Here is a 15896-nt window from a genome sequence, read left to right on the forward strand (position 1 = left end):
TCTACGCGGACGGCGCGACGAGGCGGTAGCCGACTCCGCGCACCGTCTCGATCAGTGCGGGCAGCCGCAGCTTGGAACGCAGGGACGCGACGTGCACTTCGAGCGTGCGCCCCGTGCCCTCCCAGCTCGTACGCCACACCTCGCTGATGATCTGCTCCCGGCGGAACACCACTCCGGGCCGCTGGGCGAGCAGCGCGAGCAGGTCGAACTCCTTGCGGGTGAGCTGGACTTCCGATCCGTCGACGCTGACCTTGCGGGTCGGCAGCTCGATGTGGACATGGCCGAGACGCAGCCCTGCGACGGGCATGGGCACGGTGTCCTCGCCCGGTGCCTTGCGCCGGCTGACGGCGTGGATACGGGCGAGGAGTTCGCCGGTGTCGTACGGCTTGACCACGTAGTCGTCGGCGCCGAGGTTGAGGCCGTGGATCCGCGACCGTACGTCGGCGCGCGCGGTCACCATGATCACCGGCGTGGAGGTGCGCTTGCGGATCTTCCCGCACACCTCGTAGCCGTCCTGATCTGGCAGGCCGAGATCGAGGAGCACGACGCCGAACGGCTCCGTATCGGCGGGCAGCAGGGCCTGCAGGGCCTCCTCGCCGCTGCGCGCGTGCACGACCCGGAAGCCGTGCCGGGCGAGGATCGCGGAGAGGGCGGCGGCAACATGGTTGTCGTCCTCGACGAGCAGCAGTCTCATGGCCTCCCTCTCCGGTTCTCCGATGGTTGCGACGGGATACCTGCCGGCAGGCGTCGGCGGGTGTCGGTGCGGTCTCCGTACGCTCCTCGTCACTTCCCCGTACCGAGGCGTTTCACGTCATGGCGTACCAGGGCATCCACTCCGATGAGAGGCAGGTCAGTCAAGGCCTGCCCGCCGCATCCGGCCATCTGTTATCCACCCGGTACGCCACGGGCGTCACACCCCGCACCCCCTTCACACGGAGTGTCCGGTTGCCGCCGGATCGTTATCCTCAATTTCCGCTCAGATGTAATGACGCTGGTAGCACCGCGTCACTAGGGTCCTTCCCAACCGAGGAGGACGGAGCATGAAGCCGATGAGCGGAGTTTCAGTGACCAAGGGTGCCGGGGACGCCGCGCCTGCGGCGGACGACCTTGTCGTGCTGAGCAACGTCAACAAGCACTTCGGCGCGCTGCATGTGCTCCAGGACATCGACCTGACGATCGCCCGTGGCGAGGTCGTGGTCGTCATCGGGCCCTCCGGGTCCGGGAAGTCCACGCTGTGCCGCACGATCAACCGCTTGGAGACGATCGACTCGGGCGCCATCTCGATCGACGGCAAGCCGCTGCCCGCGGAGGGCAGGGAACTGGCCAGGCTGCGTGCCGATGTCGGCATGGTCTTCCAGTCGTTCAATCTCTTCGCGCACAAGACGGTGCTCGAGAACGTGATGCTGGGCCAGATCAAGGTCCGCAGGACGGACAAGAAGGCCGCCGAGGACAAGGCCCGTTCGCTGCTCGACCGGGTGGGTGTCGCGACGCAGGCCGACAAGTACCCCGCCCAGCTCTCCGGCGGACAGCAGCAACGCGTGGCCATCGCACGGGCGTTGGCGATGGACCCGAAGGTCATCCTCTTCGACGAGCCGACCTCCGCGCTCGACCCGGAGATGATCAACGAGGTGCTGGAGGTCATGCAGCAGCTCGCCCAGGAGGGCATGACGATGGTCGTCGTCACCCATGAGATGGGCTTCGCGCGCTCGGCCGCGAACCGGGTCGTCTTCATGGCCGACGGAAAGATCGTCGAAGAGGCCACGCCCGACCAGTTCTTCAGCAACCCGCGCAGTGACCGGGCCAAGGACTTCCTGTCGAAGATCCTTCACCACTGACTGATCCTGCACTGCACTGCACTGATTGATCCTGCACCGCCGGGCCCCGGACCGGCTGATCACTCACATCGCGTCAACTCTTAGGGAAAACCACCATGCAGCTTCGTAAGGTCACCGCCGCCTCGGCCGCCGTGCTCGCCCTCGCCATCACCGCCACCGCCTGTGGCTCCGACAAGGAGGACGGCGGCTCGGGCGACGGCAAGAAGATCACGATCGGCATCAAGATCGACCAGCCCGGCCTCGGCCTGAAGACCCCCGACGGCAAGTACACCGGCTTCGACGTCGACGTCGCCACGTACGTCGCCAAGGAGCTCGGCTACGACGCCAAGGACATCGTCTTCAAGGAGACCAAGAGCGCCGACCGCGAGACGGCGATCGAGCGCGGCGACGTCAAGTTCATCGCCGCCACCTACTCGATCAACGACGAGCGGCTGCAGAAGGTCGACTTCGCGGGTCCGTACCTGCTGGCGCACCAGGACATCCTCGTCCGCGCCGACGACAACTCGATCAAGTCCCCGGCTGACCTGAACAAGAAGAAGCTGTGTTCGGTCACCGGCTCGACCTCGGCGAAGAACGTCAAGGAGAAGCTGGCCCCGAAGGCCGACCTCCAGGAGTTCGGCGGGTACTCGGAGTGCCTGACCGGTCTGGAGAACAAGGTTGTCGACGCGCTGACCACCGACGACAGCATCCTGGCCGGTTTCGCCTCGCAGCAGAACTTCCAGGGCAAGTTCAAGCTGGCCGGCTTCAAGATGACCAACGAGAACTACGGCATCGGCCTCAAGAAGGGCGACGCCGATCTGAAGAAGAAGATCGACGCCGCACTCACCAAGATGGTCTCGGACGGTTCCTGGGAGAAGGCCGTGAAGGACAACTTCGGCCCGGCGAACTACAAGAACGAGCCCGCCCCGAAGATCGGCAACATCGTCAAGTGAAGCAGGGCTGACCGGGCGCGCCGTCCGTGAATGGCGGCGCGCCGTGCCCTCCTACACGCGGAAGCGCGGGAGATCGTGTTCGACTTTCTTGATGGTTACGACCTGCTGGGGGCCTTCTGGGTGACGGTGCAGCTCACCGTCTACTCCGCCCTCGGCTCCCTCATATGGGGAACGCTGCTGGCCGGCATGAAGGTCAGCCCGGTCCCCCTGATGCGCGGCTTCTCCACCGCATATGTGAACGTGGTCCGGAACACTCCGCTGACCGTGATCATGGTGTTCGCATCGCTGGGTCTCTACCAGACCCTTTCAATCAGCCTCGGCGCCAGCGATTCCAAGACCATCGGCTTCCGGCTGGCGGTACTCGCCCTGGTCGCCTACACCGCCGCCTTTGTGTGCGAGGCGTTGCGCTCCGGAATCAACACGGTTCCGGTCGGCCAGGCCGAGGCAGCGCGCGCACTCGGGCTGAGCTTCACGCAGGTACTGCGGCTAATCATCCTTCCTCAGGCGTTCCGTGCGGTGGTCAACCCGTTGTCCAACGTTCTGATCGCGCTGACGAAGAACACCACGGTCGCCTCCGCGATTGGAGTCGCCGAAGCCTCGTACCTCATGAAGGGCATGATCGAGGCCGAGGCCCAACTGATCCTCATCTCCGCGGTATTCGCCTTCGGCTTCATCGTTCTGACCCTCCCGACCGGCCTGATCCTCGGCTGGGTGAGCAAGAAGGTGGCGGTGAAGCGATGAGTTCCGTCCTCTACGACGCCCAAGGACCGCGCGCCAAGCAGCGCAACATCCTGTACACAGTGCTGTTCGTACTGTGCGCCGCAGCCGTGGTGTGGTGGGTGTACGACGGCCTGGCCGAGAAGCACCAGCTCGACTGGATCAAGTGGAAGCCCTTCTTCACCAGCTCCCAGCCCTGGGAGACCTACATCTGGCCGGGTCTCCAGAGCACGCTCAAGGCGGCGTTCTTCGCCCTGATCATCGCACTGCCGCTCGGAGCGCTCTTCGGTATCGGTCGGCTCTCCGACCACCGGTGGGTCCGGGTCCCGGCCGGCGTGGTCGTGGAGTTCTTCCGCGCCATCCCCGTGCTGATCCTGATGATCACCGCGAACGCGGTGTACGCCGAGTACACAAACATCGACGCCGATTCGCGGCCGCTGTACGCCGTGGTCACGGGCCTGGTCCTCTACAACGCCTCGGTGCTCGCCGAGATCGTGCGGGCCGGAATCCAGACCCTGCCGAAGGGCCAGGCGGAGGCGGCCAAGGCACTCGGCATGCGCAAGGGCCAGATCATGCTGTCCGTGCTGCTGCCGCAGGCGGTGACGGCGATGCTGCCGGCGATCGTCAGCCAGCTCGTCATCATCGTGAAGGACACCGCGCTCGGTGGCTGGGTGCTGACCTTCTCCGAGCTGCTGTCCTCGGTCCGCCCGATGGCTGCCAACTACGGTGCGAACACCATCGCGTGCTTCACCGTCATCGCCCTGATCTACCTCCTGGTGAACTTCGCGCTCACCTCGTTCGCGAGTTGGCTGGAGCGCTGGCTCCGGCGCAGCAAGAAGGGGAAGGGCACCGCGCCCGGGGGCGCACCCAAGACGGCCGGCGCGCCGTCGCTCGTCGTCGATGACAGACACGCCGCCTGACGGACCGTCGTATGGAGTTCCCGAGGGGCGGTGGCAGATGAGCCACCGCCCCTCACCGCTCTTCGGTGTCGCTTGACGCAAGCACCGGCAGTAGGTTGCATACGTTCTGTGATCGCGCCCCCTGTCCTCTCCGTCGCCACACCTCCTCAACCCTCCATCCACCTTCCGAGCCGCTCGCTTTGCGCGTCCGCGTCGTGTGAACGGATCCCAGGAGTCGCGCCGTGGACCCGGTGATCGTCGTCGGTGCCGGGCCGGTCGGCCTGGCGCTGTCGCTCGCCCTCGCGGCGCAGGGTGTTCCCTCCGTCCTGCTCGACGAGGACCCGGGCAAGGACGAGACGCGCCCCGCCCGCACCGTGGTGCTGCGCGAGGACACCGCGGCCCTGGTGGAGCGGTTGGGCTGCAAGGCGCTCCGGCACGAGGGGGTGCGGTGGTCCGGGTGGCGGTCGATGCGGCGGAAGCAGCTGGTGCGTGAGCTGCCGCTCGGCGAGGACTCCGCCGAGGGTGATCCGTTGCCGGCCCCGATCCATCTGCCCCAGCACGTGCTGGCGCGCGGGCTGCGGGACGCGGTGGCCGCGCAGGAGCTGGTGCGGGTGGCCCCGTACAGCCGGATCGACACTCTGGAGCAGGACGCCACCGGCGTCACCGTGCACACCAGGGAGCCGAACGCGACCTGGTGGCGCGGGAGTTACCTGGTGGGCTGCGACGGCGCCAGGTCCACCGTGCGCAAGCTGCTCGACATCCGGTTCCCCGGACGTACGGCGGTGGAGCGGCATGCTGTCGCGGCGCTGCGTACCGAGCTGCCCTGGCCCGGACAGGCCGTGCTGCACCGGCTGCCGCCGTGGCGAACCGGCGGCGCCGAGGTCACGGCGCGCCCGCTGCCGGACGGTGTCTGGCGGCTGGACTGGCTACTGCCGCCGCGCGGCGAGCTCGTCACCCCGGATGCCCTGATCACCCGCGTCCGGGACACGCTGGCGGGCTGGTGCGGGGAGACACCGCCGTACGAGCTGCTGGACACGGGCGTGTACACGCTGCACCACCGGCTCGCCCTGCGCTGGCGGGTGGACCGGGCTTTCCTGGCCGGCGACGCCGCCCATCTGCTGGGGGCGCTGGGCACGCAGGGGCTCGACGAGGGGCTGCGGGACGTCGAGAACCTGGCCTGGAAGCTGGCCCAGGACTGGCACCACGGCGCTTCCGACGTCCTGCTCGACAGTTACCAGGCCGAGCGCCGGGCCGCGGTCGCCGCACGGCTGCGTGCCGCGGACCAGTCGCTGCCGATACTGCGGGGCGGCGGAGGGTTGCGGACGCTGGTCCCGGGGAGCGCACGGGAGCACGATTCGCTGCTCGCCGACGGACATCTGGGCTGCGGCCCCCTCGGTGCGCCCCCCTCGTACTCGCATTCGCCCCTTGCGCCCCCACGCGCCGAGGCGCACGCATCTGTCGGTACGCCCCCCGGTGCGCCGGTGGCCGATGTGCGGGTGACGGCCCCCGACGGGACAACCGTACGGCTCCGGGAACGGCTGGGGCAGGGGCATCTGCTCGTGGTTCTGGTGGCGCCCGGGACCGGGGTCTGGGACCGGCGTCACTGGATGACCGCCGGTGTCATGCCCCGTCTCGCCGCCGCCGTCGACGCCCTGCCGATGAAGGGCGAGCTGCTGGTGACCGAGAGCTACCCGGGAGCATCGGCCCACACCGTGCTGCTGGTCAGGCCGGACGGTCATCTCGTGGCGTCGTTCGGCGGGGTGCAGCCGCGGGACCTCTTCGCGGCGGCGGACGCGGTACGTGGCGGAGCGGTGCGCGCCGCCGTACGTTCCGACCAGACTGCGGGCATCAATTGACCGATGCGGACGCAGATGGTGTACTCCGGAACGTGACCGACACCGATGTGCGCCTGTGGCGGAGGGTCCATATGGACCTCGTCCGCTATGCGGGCTGCATGTGTCGGCCGTCCTGCTGAATCGCCTTCCTCTGCCCCGCCGTGCGCACTGCCGTACGGGCGGGCATCCGCGCGAACCCTCAGGACGGTCCCTGTGTCTGCCCCTTCGTCACCCTCTGTACGCATGTCCTCCGCCGCCGATGATGCTTCCGGTCCAACAGCGGCGGAACTGCTCGATTTCGTCCGTGGTGTCGCCGCCGACGCCGCGATCGTCGCCTCGCTCCCGCTCGATCCCGAGGGCCGTACCTGGGTCCAGCTCGAAGGGCCCGGCGGCAGCGAGGCCTGGCTGATCGGCTGGCCGCCGGGTACGGGTACGGGCTGGCACGACCACGCCGACTCGATCGGCGCCTTCACCACGGCGACCGGCACGCTCAAGGAGCTGTCGCTCGCCGCCCGGCTGCCCACCGACGGCTGGAAGACCCTCGAACTCGCCGAGGGCATCGACCGTTCCCGCCAGTTGGCCACCGGCCAGGGCAGGGCGTTCGGCCGCCACCACGTCCACGAGGTATTGAACGATTCGGACACGGAGCACGCCGTCTCCGTCCACGCGTACTATCCACCGCTGCCGCAGATCCGCCGTTACAGCCGTACCGGCACGGTGCTCCGTCTTGAGCAGGTCGAACGGCCGGAGGACTGGCAGTGAGCGCCGGCGGCCGCGGCGGTACGGAGCCGGTCGGGATCGATGAGCTGCTGGAACGGGTCCGGGCGGGGTTCGTCAGGGTCGGCCCGCAGGAGGCGGCCACCGCTGCTGCAGCGGGCGAGGCCCTCCTCGTGGACATCCGCTACGCGGAGCTGCGGGAACGGGACGGACTGATTCCGGGGGCGCTGGTCGTCGAGCGCAATGAACTGGAGTGGCGGCTCGACCCGCGAGGAAGCCATCGGGCCCCGCAGGCGGTGAGCCACGATCTCCGCATCGTGGTGATCTGCAACGAGGGCTACGCATCGAGCCTCGCCGTCGCGTCCCTGCGACAGCTGGGACTGCACCGGGCAACCGACCTGATCGGCGGCTTCCAGGCATGGCGCACGGCGGGCCTGCCGGTCGAGGTGTGACGGGCAGGGTGGGACGGGCGGGGGGCGACTGGCGGAGCCTGCCGGCCGAGGTGTCACGGGCGAGGTGTGGCGGTCGGCGCCCTGGTTTCGGAATGACGGCTTTCGGGGTGACGGCCGGGGCAGGGGCCAGGGCCGAGCCGCGAGTAGATGCGCCGGGGCCGAGCCGCACATTGGTGAGCCAGGGCCGGTCTCGGGGTGGCGGGTCGGACCCTGTTCCGCTGTGACGGGTCGGGCTCGGGATGCCTGGCTGCCGGGGTCCTGCTGAGAGGCCCCAGCGCCCGGCATCCCCCGCCCCCGGCATCCGCCCGGACCGTCTCGACGTCCCGGGCCTTGGACCGAACGCCCAACCCCGCGCAGGTTCCCTGTCCGGCACGGCTCTCCGGCCACATCTCGCACAGCGCTCCGCACACGGGCACCTGCGCGCTGGATCCTGCTGTGTCCTCGTCCGGGGCCGCTCCTCCACGCCACCCGCGGTTCCCCCGAATCCGCCCCGACACACCCGAACGCCACGCTCCGGTGGAGCAATCCCCGTACCCGACCGACATTCACCTCAACGCCAAGGACCGATGTGACGGAGACCTCGCACCCATGCCGACCCCCACCCTCACCCCCGATCAACTGGACGCCCAGGCCACTCGTCTCCATGACACCGAGGCGTGGCAGCAGATCATCAGCGGCTGGGACGCCACAGCCCCCGGCCCCGACCGCGACCCCGTACGGCCTTCCTCCCCCGCCGTTGCAGAACGGCTGTTGCCGGCCCGTCAGCCGGCCGACTGGCGCGATTTGTTGTCCGTGCCGGTCGACCAGCTCATCGCCGACTCCGTCCGAGCCCTGCCTCCGACCGCACCGCGCGAGCGGCCGCTTCCCGGGCGGCTGGGCGCGGTCCTTCCGGACCGGCTTCACTCCTGGCGGCGCATCGGCCAGCCCGAGGTGAGGCCCTCCACGCATCTCGCCTATGCGAGGCAGATCCTGACCGAATGGGGCTGGCAGAACACCCCGTACCGGCTCCGCAACGCACGCGGCGCACGGTGCATCTGCGGCGCCCTCCTCACCGCGCACCGCCTGGGATACGGCTCCCTCGACACCGTGGACCGGGCCGGCGCCTGGCTCGTCGCCGAGCTCCGCTCCCGGGGCTGGACCGGACTGATCGGCCCATGGAATCGCTGCCCCGGCCGCACCGCCGCGGATGCGCTCGCCCTGATCGACGCCACCATCAACCGCGCTGCCCTCGCCGGGCAGTGATCGCCACAGCCGCCCCGCCCGATACGCGCCCCCGGTCAGAAGGGCTCGTCCAGGCCTTCCGTGTCCTCGCCCTCTTCTTCGAGCGCCTGCCGCACCACGCGCAGGGCCATGCCCTCCCCGTACCCCTTGCGGGCGAGCATGCCCGCAAGGCGGCGCAGCCGCTTGTCGCGGTCCAGGCCACGCGTGGAGCGCAGTTTCCGTGCAACCAGCTCCCGGGCGGTCGCCTCCTCCTGCTCGGAGTCGAGCTGCCCGACGGCCTCGTCGATGACCGCCGAGTCCACCCCCTTGGTGCGCAGCTCACGGACGAGTGCCCGGCGGGCCAGGCCGCGGCCGTGGTGCCGGGACTCCACCCAGGCGTCGGCGAACGCCGCGTCGTCGATCAGCCCGACATCCTCGAAGCGCGACAGCACTTCTTCGGCCGCCTCGTCCGGGATCTCCCGCTTGCGCAGGGCGTCCGCGAGCTGCTTCCGGGTGCGCGGGGTCCCGGTGAGCAGTCGCAGGCAGATGTTGCGCGCCTGCTCGGCCGGGTCTCGCGGCTCCCCCTTCTCGGCCCTCGACGAGGAAGGGGAGCCGCCGCTCCTGGTGCGGGAGCGGTCACGACGGCCCGCCCCCTCGCCGAATCCGGCGCCCGAGCCCGTGCCGCGACCGGTGCCGGCACCGGCCTCCGGCTCGTGCTCGTCCTCGGACCCTGCCATGTACCCGGCGGTGCTTCCGTGGCCGGGTCCGGCGTGCTGGTCAGTGGCGCTGACCGGCCACTCCGTACGACGCGTCACGGTCTAGCTCTTGGCCGCCGCGGTCTTGGCCGGCTTGGTCTTGCCGGCCGGAGCGGGCACCGACTTCGCGCTGTCGGCCGGAGCCGCTGCACCAGCTGCCGCGTCCGCACCGGACTCGGCGGCGCTGTCGTCGGGCCTGACACCGATGCCCAGCTTCTCAAGAATCTTCTTCTCGATCTCGTTGGCGAGATCGGGGTTGTCCTTGAGGAAGTTGCGGGCGTTCTCCTTGCCCTGGCCCAGCTGGTCGCCCTCGTACGTGTACCAGGCACCGGCCTTTCGGACGAAGCCGTGCTCCACGCCCATGTCGATCAGACCGCCCTCGCGGCTGATGCCCTGGCCGTAGAGAATGTCGAACTCGGCCTGCTTGAAGGGCGGCGCGACCTTGTTCTTGACGACCTTGACGCGGGTGCGGTTACCGACGGCGTCGGTGCCGTCCTTCAGCGTCTCGATCCGGCGGATGTCGAGGCGCACCGAGGCGTAGAACTTGAGCGCCCGGCCACCGGTCGTGGTCTCCGGCGAGCCGAACATCACACCGATCTTCTCGCGGAGCTGGTTGATAAAGATCGCGGTGGTCTTGGACTGGTTGAGCGCACTGGTGATCTTGCGGAGTGCCTGGCTCATCAGACGGGCCTGGAGACCCACGTGCGAGTCACCCATCTCGCCCTCGATCTCCGCACGCGGCACGAGCGCCGCGACGGAGTCGATGACGATCAGGTCGAGGGCGCCGGAGCGGACCAGCATGTCCACGATCTCAAGGGCCTGCTCGCCGTTGTCCGGCTGGGACAGGATGAGGCTGTCGATGTCGACGCCGAGCTTCTTCGCGTACTCGGGGTCGAGGGCGTGCTCCGCGTCGATGAAGGCGACCGAGCCGCCGAGCCGCTGCGCGTTCGCCACCGCGTGGAGCGTCAGCGTCGTCTTACCGGAGGATTCCGGTCCGTACACCTCCACCACACGGCCGCGCGGCAGGCCGCCGACGCCGAGGGCCACGTCGAGGGCGGTCGACCCGGTGGGAATCACTTCGATGGGCTCGTTCGGCCGCTCGCCGAGGCGCATCACCGCACCCTTGCCGAATTGCCGTTCAATCTGTGCGAGTGCGGCGTCCAGCGCCTTCTCGCGGTCGTTTCCTGCCATGGGTTCCACCCGATTTGCTTGAGTCGATCGCTTCACGTCAAAGACGCTAACCCCTGCCACTGACAATGGGCCTCGACGTCCTCCCGGCCTGTGGACAACTCCACGGTCGGGCCCGGGAAAACCCGGCCGGAATCCCATGAGAATGGATGTTCGATTTTAGTGTCAAGCGCACCACACCTGACCGGCCCTCGCCCCAGGGAGGCGCCCTGGCGCCCTGCCCCGGGAAGTCAAGAACAGCTGATCAGCACCATGCTAGATTCCGTCCACATAGTGACAAAACCGGCAAGGTAGATGCCTCTGGTCGCCGGGGCGACCCGTGGTGCGGGCCGTGGCCCCTGGACCGTGGAGGAGAGCGCGGCTCTTGTGGACGAGGCGGGCGGCCGCGGGATCCCTGTCCGGGTCGACCATCTGGTGCCCGAGGAGGTCGACGGGCTCGCGGCCCGGACCGGAAGGCGGAACGGGGTCAGGCGTGTGCCGGGCCCTCCGGCTCCCCGGCAGCGCCCTGTCCGCCTCCGTTCCCGTCGCTCCCCTCGCTCCTCTCGCCGTCATCGCTCTCGGGGGCCCGCCAGGAACGGCGCAGCCGCGTGAGCAGCGGCTCGCCGCGTCGTCGGCCCCGGCCGTGGCCGTGACCGTGCATCCGCGGGTCGTCCGTCAGGTCGTACCGCTTCACATACGCGCCGAGGAACGCCTGGAGCGTGGCGACGGCCGGGATCGCGATCAGCGCGCCCACGGCACCCATCAGGGCCGTGCCCGCGATGACCGACCCGAAGGCGACCGCAGGATGGATGTCGACGGTCTTGGAGGTGAGCTTGGGCTGCAGCGCGTAGTTCTCGAACTGCTGGTAGACCACGACGAAGCCGAGCACCCACAGCGCGTACCAGGGGTCGACGGTGAACGCGATCAGCATCGGCAGGGCGCCCGCCAGATACGTACCGATCGTGGGGATGAACTGGGAGACCAGCCCGACCCAGACGGCGAGTGCGGGCGCGTACGGAACGCCGAGGATCACCAGCAGGATGTAGTGCGCGATCCCGGAGATGAGGGCCATCAGACCGCGTGAGTAGAGGTAGCCGCCGGTCTTGTCGACCGCGATCTCCCAGGCCCGCAGGACCTCCGCCTGCCTGGCGGGCGGCAGCACGGAGCACAGGGCGCGTCGCAGCCTGGGGCCGTCGGCCGCGAAGTAGAACGAGAACAGGAAGATCGTCAGCAGACGGAACAGCCCGCCGAGCACGGTGGTGGAGACGTCGAGCACTCCGGTCGCGCTGTTCTGGACGTACTTCTGCAGCCAGTCGGAGTGGATCAGGCTGTCCTGGACCTCGACCCTGGAGAGGTCGGTGTGGAAGCTCTGGTTGACCCAGTTGATCACCGAGTCCAGATACTTCGGGAACTCCTCGACCATGTCGACGATCTGGCCCGCGAGCATCGAGCCGAGGAGCACGACGAAGCCCACCCCGGCGATCAGCACCACCATGAAGACCAGGAAGGTGGCGAGGCCGCGGCGCATGCCGCGCGCCGACATCCGGCTCACCGCCGGCTCGATGGCGAGCGCCAGGAAGAACGCGATCAGCACATTGATCAGCAGCCCGATGAGCTGGTCGAACGCCCAGCTGCCGAGCCGGAAGCAGGCATAGAGCGCCAGCGCGAGAACCATGGCTCGCGGCAGCCACGCGGGCATGCGTACCGGTCCGCCGCCGGCGGACGCGGTGGGTGGCGCGGCCGGCGGGACGGGCGGTGTGGAGGGCGGCTGGGTCTGTGCTGTCTCGTCTGTCGGTGCCACGGTTCCAGTCTCGCCTACCGGTTCGACAGGCAACCGCCCGCCCCGGACAACAGCACAGGTCCGGGCCATGGAACGGGGGTCAGTGCCTTTTCGCGCTGGGGTCAGTGCTTGTCCGCGCCGCGGTCAGCGCCTGTCCGCACCGGGTCAGCGCTGTCAGCGCTTGTCCGCCGGAATGCCGACCGCGGTACAGACACCGCGCCAGACGTCCTTGGTCTCCCAGCCCGCGGCCAGTGCCTGGTGCACCGTCTGCCCGCCGAGTTCGGCCATCACATGATCACGCGCGAAGGAGTCGGCGTACCCGGCTCCGAAGTGGTCCGCCATCCGTTCCCAGAAAATCGTCAACCGCATGACCTCAGTATCCCGCTCCTGAGAGTGCAGCCGGGCCGCTACGTCTTGCCGAGAGCGCTTACCGCCCTACGGTCGGTCCATGGCTGGAACCGGAACAAGTCCCCTCAACCGTGCCGAGCAGTTCATTTGGCTCACGGCCCGTGTCCTGGAACAACGGCGGTTCGCTCATCACTTCCTGGAAGGAAGTGCGGACGCGGTGGAAACCGCACTCGCCGCATATCTGAACGCGGACGGCGGCTACGGGCACGCGCTCGAACCCGATCTGCGCGGCCCCGTCAGTCAGCCACTGCATACCGCGCACGCGCTCAATGTGCTGGACTCCATCGGGCGCTGCGACGGACTGCGGGTGGAGCGGATCTGCCGCTTCCTCACCCAGGTGTCGACAAAGGAGGGTGCTCTTCCCGCTCTGCTGCCGACGCAGCGCGGCTATCCCGCCGCGCCGTTCATCCCGATCGTCGACGATCCCCCCGCGGAGCTGTTGGCCACCGGCCCCGTCGTCGGGCTCCTGCACCGCAACGCGGTGTGGCACGCCTGGCTGTTCCGTGCCACCGATTTCTGCTGGGCCGCGGTGGACGCGCTGGACCGGTCGCATCCGTACGAGATCGAGGCGGCGCTCGCCTTCCTGGACGGCGCTCCGGACCGGGCGCGGGCGGAGGAGGCGGCCGACCGGCTCGGGCGGCTGGTGCGGGATCAGCGTCTCGCCGTACTGGATCCGGAACGGCGGGCCGAGTACCCGGTCGCGGCCGGCTACGCGCCGGGTGAGCAGCACTTCCCGTACGACTACGCCCGTACGCCCGAGTCGCTCGCCCGTCACTGGTTCACCGACGAGGAGCTGTCCCGCTCGCTCGACCATCTCGCGGCCGAGCAGCAGCCGGACGGCGGCTGGCCGGTCAATTGGCGGCAGTGGGCACCGGGAACGGCTCTGGAGGGGCGGCCCATCGTGACGCTCAAGGCGCTCCTGACCCTGCGCGCCCATGGCCGCAGCCTCGGCTGAGCCCGGTTGCCGGAGCGGGTGGTGGCGGTCAGCCCGGTGAGCCCGGCCGGCTGCCGGCTGCCGGCTGTCGGCTCCGGACGGTAAGGGGCTCGGCTCCATGGACCGAGCCCCTTACCGTCCGTGCGGGGCGGGTGCCTAACCAAGGGCCCGTACCCCTGCGGTGACGGCCACGGCGGCGCCCACGACCACGAGGAACGGCGCGCGCAGGACCAGCGCGAGCGCCGCTGCGGCAAGGCCGGCCCCCCTGGCGTCCAGTGCCAGGTGCTGCCCGTCGCCGAACGTCTGCTGCGCGGTGAGGGCGGCCAGGAGTGCCACGGGCAGGAGTGCGGCAAGTCGTTGGGCGAGCGGGCGTTCCAGCACACCGGCGGGCACCAGCAGCCCGACGAGCTTGGCGAGATAGCAGCCGACGGCGGTCAGTGCGATGGCGATCCAGACGTTCATCGGTCCTTCTCCGTGCTCTCCGTGCTGTTCTTCGTGCTCTTCGTGCTCTTCGTGCTCTTCGTGCTCTTCGTGCTCTTCCTCGTGCTGTCCTTCGTGGTGGCCGTTCCCCGGCCCGCGCCCTTTCCGCGTCCGCCCAGGAACAGAACGGCGGGTGCGGCAAGCGCGGACAGCAGGACAGGGACGCCTGCGGGCAGCACGGGCAGCAGCCCGAGCACGAGCAGGACCGCGACGGCGGCGGTGACGCGTTCCGTGGTGCTCTTCAGCATCGGCGCGAGCAGAGCGAGGAAGACCGCGGGCGATGCCGCGTCCAGCCCCCAGGCGTTGGTGTCACCGAGCGCCTCGGCGCCCAGGGCTCCCAGCAGCGTGGTCAGGTTCCACAGCACATACAGGGTCAGCCCGGTGACGGCGAAGCCGATCCGTGCCGCCCGCCGGGTCGGCTGCGGCAGAGTCACGGCGGTCGTCTCGTCGATGACCCACTGGGCGGCGAAGGGGCGCAGCGCCCTGGGAAGCGCCAGCAGCTGCGACAGCCGCAGGCCGTAGAAAGAGTTGCGTACGCCGAGGAAGAAGGCCCCGGCAGCCGCGGTGTACGGGTTGCCGCCCGCCGCGAGGGCGCCGACGAGGGCGAACTGCGAGGCGCCCGTGAAGACGGCGAGGCTGAGCACGCAGGTCTGCAGCAGGCTCAGTCCGGAACCGGCCGAGGTCACGCCGAAGGCGAACCCGGAAAGCCCGACGGCTATCCCGACGCCGAGCGCATCGCGTACGACGGCCGCATCCGGCTTCGCACCGGTCGGCTCCGCACCGTCCGGCTTCCCACGGACCGCGTCCGGCTGCTCTCCTCGGCCGGTCGCGTCGCGGTGGGGTGCGTCGGCCGATGCGCCGACGCCCTCTGGGAGTGTTGTCTGTTCTGCCACGACCGGAACGCTACGTGGGCAGATCAGGACCGGTCTTGTACGTTCTTGCACGTTCGCGCTGGTACGCGCCGGGTGGTACTCCCACGATCCGGGTGAAGTGACGATTGAGATGCGGCTGATCGGTGAAGCCGACCTCGGCGGCCGCCTCCGCGGGCGCCGTCCCCGCGTCGAGCATCCGCCGCGCCGCCCGCACCCGGGCATCGGTGAGCCAGGCGTGCGGCGGCATCCCGTACTGCTTCTTGAAGGCTCTCAGCAGCGCGAACGGACTCGTTCCCAGCTCCGCCGCCAGCGCCTCCAGGGTGGGCGGCGCCGCCATCCGCCCCTCCAGCACCGCGCGGGCCCGCGCCGCGTCGCGGGCGCCCGCCGAGCGGGGCGCGCGGGTGGGCAGCGCGCTGCCGCACCGGTCGAGCAGCCGCGTGACCATGACCCTCAGCACCGTGTCGGCGGCAAGCGCGTTGCCCTCCTCGGCGGCCCGGTGGACCTCGCCGATCAGCCGGGCCACGTACGGGTCCACGACGCTGGTCTCGGTGAATCCGACCGTGCCGCGCAGGCTCGTCGTCTCGGCCGCGATGTCGTTGATCACCTGCGACGACGGGTAGAGCGTGGCGTAGACCCAGCCCTCGGGCACACCCGCGCGGGCCGTGTGCGGAACCTCGGGGTTGATCATGACAACGGTGCCGGGGCCGGCGTGGACGGTGCCGCCCGGCAGCCCGACGTCTTCAACCCCGCGGCTGATGGTGCCGAAGACATAGCCCTCGTGGCTGTGGCGCGGGAAGGTGTGGCGCACATAGCGGGCACGCAGCAGATCGAGGTCGGGCAGCTCCGCGTACTGCCAGTACCTCGCCCACTCCCCCGATCCCGATTCCGGTATCGCCGCCATGCACGAATTCTC

General features: G+C 69.6%; 18 protein-coding genes and 1 pseudogene. 11 read left to right on the forward strand and 8 right to left on the reverse strand.

What is annotated here, in order from left to right; genetic code table 11:
* Position 1 precedes the first annotated feature (1 nt).
* Positions 2-694 carry a response regulator transcription factor gene (locus ACFYY7_RS07665; protein WP_266729320.1) on the reverse strand — a complete coding sequence of 231 codons (693 nt, stop codon included), beginning with the start codon at positions 692-694 and terminating at the stop codon, positions 2-4.
* 355 nt (positions 695-1049) lie between these two features.
* On the opposite strand from ACFYY7_RS07665, the gene ACFYY7_RS07670 reads away from it, so the two are divergent.
* The 9 genes from ACFYY7_RS07670 to ACFYY7_RS07710 all read left to right on the forward strand — a co-directional run bounded on the left by ACFYY7_RS07670 (position 1050) and on the right by ACFYY7_RS07710 (position 8629).
* Positions 1050-1835 carry an amino acid ABC transporter ATP-binding protein gene (locus tag ACFYY7_RS07670; protein ID WP_266791982.1) on the forward strand — a complete coding sequence of 262 codons (786 nt, stop codon included), beginning with the start codon at positions 1050-1052 and terminating at the stop codon, positions 1833-1835.
* Positions 1836-1930: 95 nt separating this feature from the next.
* Positions 1931-2767, forward strand: a complete 837-nt coding sequence (locus ACFYY7_RS07675; protein ID WP_388658307.1) for a glutamate ABC transporter substrate-binding protein — start codon at positions 1931-1933, stop codon at positions 2765-2767.
* A gap of 75 nt (positions 2768-2842) precedes the next feature.
* On the forward strand, positions 2843-3508 hold the full coding sequence (locus tag ACFYY7_RS07680) for an amino acid ABC transporter permease (protein ID WP_388658426.1): 666 nt from the start codon (positions 2843-2845) through the stop codon (positions 3506-3508).
* The gene (locus ACFYY7_RS07685; RefSeq protein WP_388658310.1) at positions 3505-4404 is read left to right on the forward strand and encodes an amino acid ABC transporter permease; all 900 of its coding nucleotides are present in this window, start codon (positions 3505-3507) and stop codon (positions 4402-4404) included. The genes ACFYY7_RS07680 and ACFYY7_RS07685 overlap by 4 nt, the downstream gene beginning before the upstream one ends.
* Positions 4405-4625: 221 nt before the next feature.
* On the forward strand, positions 4626-6239 hold the full coding sequence (locus tag ACFYY7_RS07690) for an FAD-dependent monooxygenase (protein ID WP_388658313.1): 1614 nt from the start codon (positions 4626-4628) through the stop codon (positions 6237-6239).
* 47 nt (positions 6240-6286) lie between these two features.
* Positions 6287-6358 carry a putative leader peptide gene (locus tag ACFYY7_RS07695; protein WP_317852217.1) on the forward strand — a complete coding sequence of 24 codons (72 nt, stop codon included), beginning with the start codon at positions 6287-6289 and terminating at the stop codon, positions 6356-6358.
* A 103-nt stretch (positions 6359-6461) separates the two neighbouring features.
* Complete coding sequence (locus ACFYY7_RS07700) at positions 6462-6980, forward strand: cysteine dioxygenase (RefSeq protein WP_388658316.1); 519 nt, start codon at positions 6462-6464, stop codon at positions 6978-6980.
* Positions 6977-7387, forward strand: a complete 411-nt coding sequence (locus ACFYY7_RS07705; RefSeq protein ID WP_388658318.1) for a rhodanese-like domain-containing protein — start codon at positions 6977-6979, stop codon at positions 7385-7387. The genes ACFYY7_RS07700 and ACFYY7_RS07705 overlap by 4 nt, the downstream gene beginning before the upstream one ends.
* A gap of 588 nt (positions 7388-7975) precedes the next feature.
* The gene (locus ACFYY7_RS07710; RefSeq protein WP_388658321.1) at positions 7976-8629 is read left to right on the forward strand and encodes a hypothetical protein; all 654 of its coding nucleotides are present in this window, start codon (positions 7976-7978) and stop codon (positions 8627-8629) included.
* 35 nt (positions 8630-8664) lie between these two features.
* Here ACFYY7_RS07710 and recX read toward each other — a convergent pair whose 3' ends face one another.
* A complete protein-coding gene (gene recX, locus ACFYY7_RS07715) occupies positions 8665-9402 on the reverse strand; it encodes a recombination regulator RecX (RefSeq protein WP_388658324.1) in 738 nt (245 codons plus the stop codon).
* Positions 9403-9405: 3 nt separating this feature from the next.
* Positions 9406-10533, reverse strand: a complete 1128-nt coding sequence (gene recA, locus ACFYY7_RS07720) for a recombinase RecA (RefSeq protein ID WP_266729330.1) — start codon at positions 10531-10533, stop codon at positions 9406-9408.
* 291 nt (positions 10534-10824) lie between these two features.
* On the opposite strand from recA, the pseudogene ACFYY7_RS07725 reads away from it, so the two are divergent.
* Positions 10825-10995 (forward strand): annotated as a pseudogene (locus tag ACFYY7_RS07725) (short-chain dehydrogenase); the annotation flags it as partial.
* Between the two features lies 1 nt (position 10996).
* Here the strand turns inward: ACFYY7_RS07725 and ACFYY7_RS07730 are convergent.
* Together ACFYY7_RS07730 and ACFYY7_RS07735 are read right to left on the reverse strand one after the other, a co-directional pair.
* Complete coding sequence (locus ACFYY7_RS07730; RefSeq protein WP_388658429.1) at positions 10997-12208, reverse strand: AI-2E family transporter; 1212 nt, start codon at positions 12206-12208, stop codon at positions 10997-10999.
* Positions 12209-12463: 255 nt separating this feature from the next.
* Positions 12464-12658, reverse strand: a complete 195-nt coding sequence (locus tag ACFYY7_RS07735; RefSeq protein WP_114247022.1) for a DUF3046 domain-containing protein — start codon at positions 12656-12658, stop codon at positions 12464-12466.
* Positions 12659-12737: 79 nt separating this feature from the next.
* Between ACFYY7_RS07735 and ACFYY7_RS07740 the strand changes: the two genes are divergently transcribed.
* Positions 12738-13652 (forward strand): hypothetical protein, encoded by a 915-nt coding sequence (locus ACFYY7_RS07740; protein ID WP_388658327.1) that lies wholly within the window; start codon positions 12738-12740, stop codon positions 13650-13652.
* A gap of 135 nt (positions 13653-13787) precedes the next feature.
* Here ACFYY7_RS07740 and ACFYY7_RS07745 read toward each other — a convergent pair whose 3' ends face one another.
* Genes ACFYY7_RS07745 through ACFYY7_RS07755 form a run of 3 tightly spaced genes read right to left on the reverse strand, consistent with a single transcriptional unit; the run spans position 13788 to position 15884 of the window.
* Positions 13788-14093 carry an AzlD domain-containing protein gene (locus ACFYY7_RS07745; RefSeq protein WP_266729332.1) on the reverse strand — a complete coding sequence of 102 codons (306 nt, stop codon included), beginning with the start codon at positions 14091-14093 and terminating at the stop codon, positions 13788-13790.
* The gene (locus tag ACFYY7_RS07750; RefSeq protein ID WP_388658330.1) at positions 14090-15004 is read right to left on the reverse strand and encodes an AzlC family ABC transporter permease; all 915 of its coding nucleotides are present in this window, start codon (positions 15002-15004) and stop codon (positions 14090-14092) included. The genes ACFYY7_RS07745 and ACFYY7_RS07750 overlap by 4 nt, the downstream gene beginning before the upstream one ends.
* 10 nt (positions 15005-15014) lie before the next feature.
* A complete protein-coding gene (locus ACFYY7_RS07755) occupies positions 15015-15884 on the reverse strand; it encodes an AraC family transcriptional regulator (protein ID WP_388658333.1) in 870 nt (289 codons plus the stop codon).
* Between the last annotated feature and the right edge of the window lie 12 nt (positions 15885-15896).

Origin of the sequence: Streptomyces sp. NPDC001933, assembly GCF_042890955.1 — a bacterium.
Classification (GTDB): domain Bacteria; phylum Actinomycetota; class Actinomycetes; order Streptomycetales; family Streptomycetaceae; genus Streptomyces.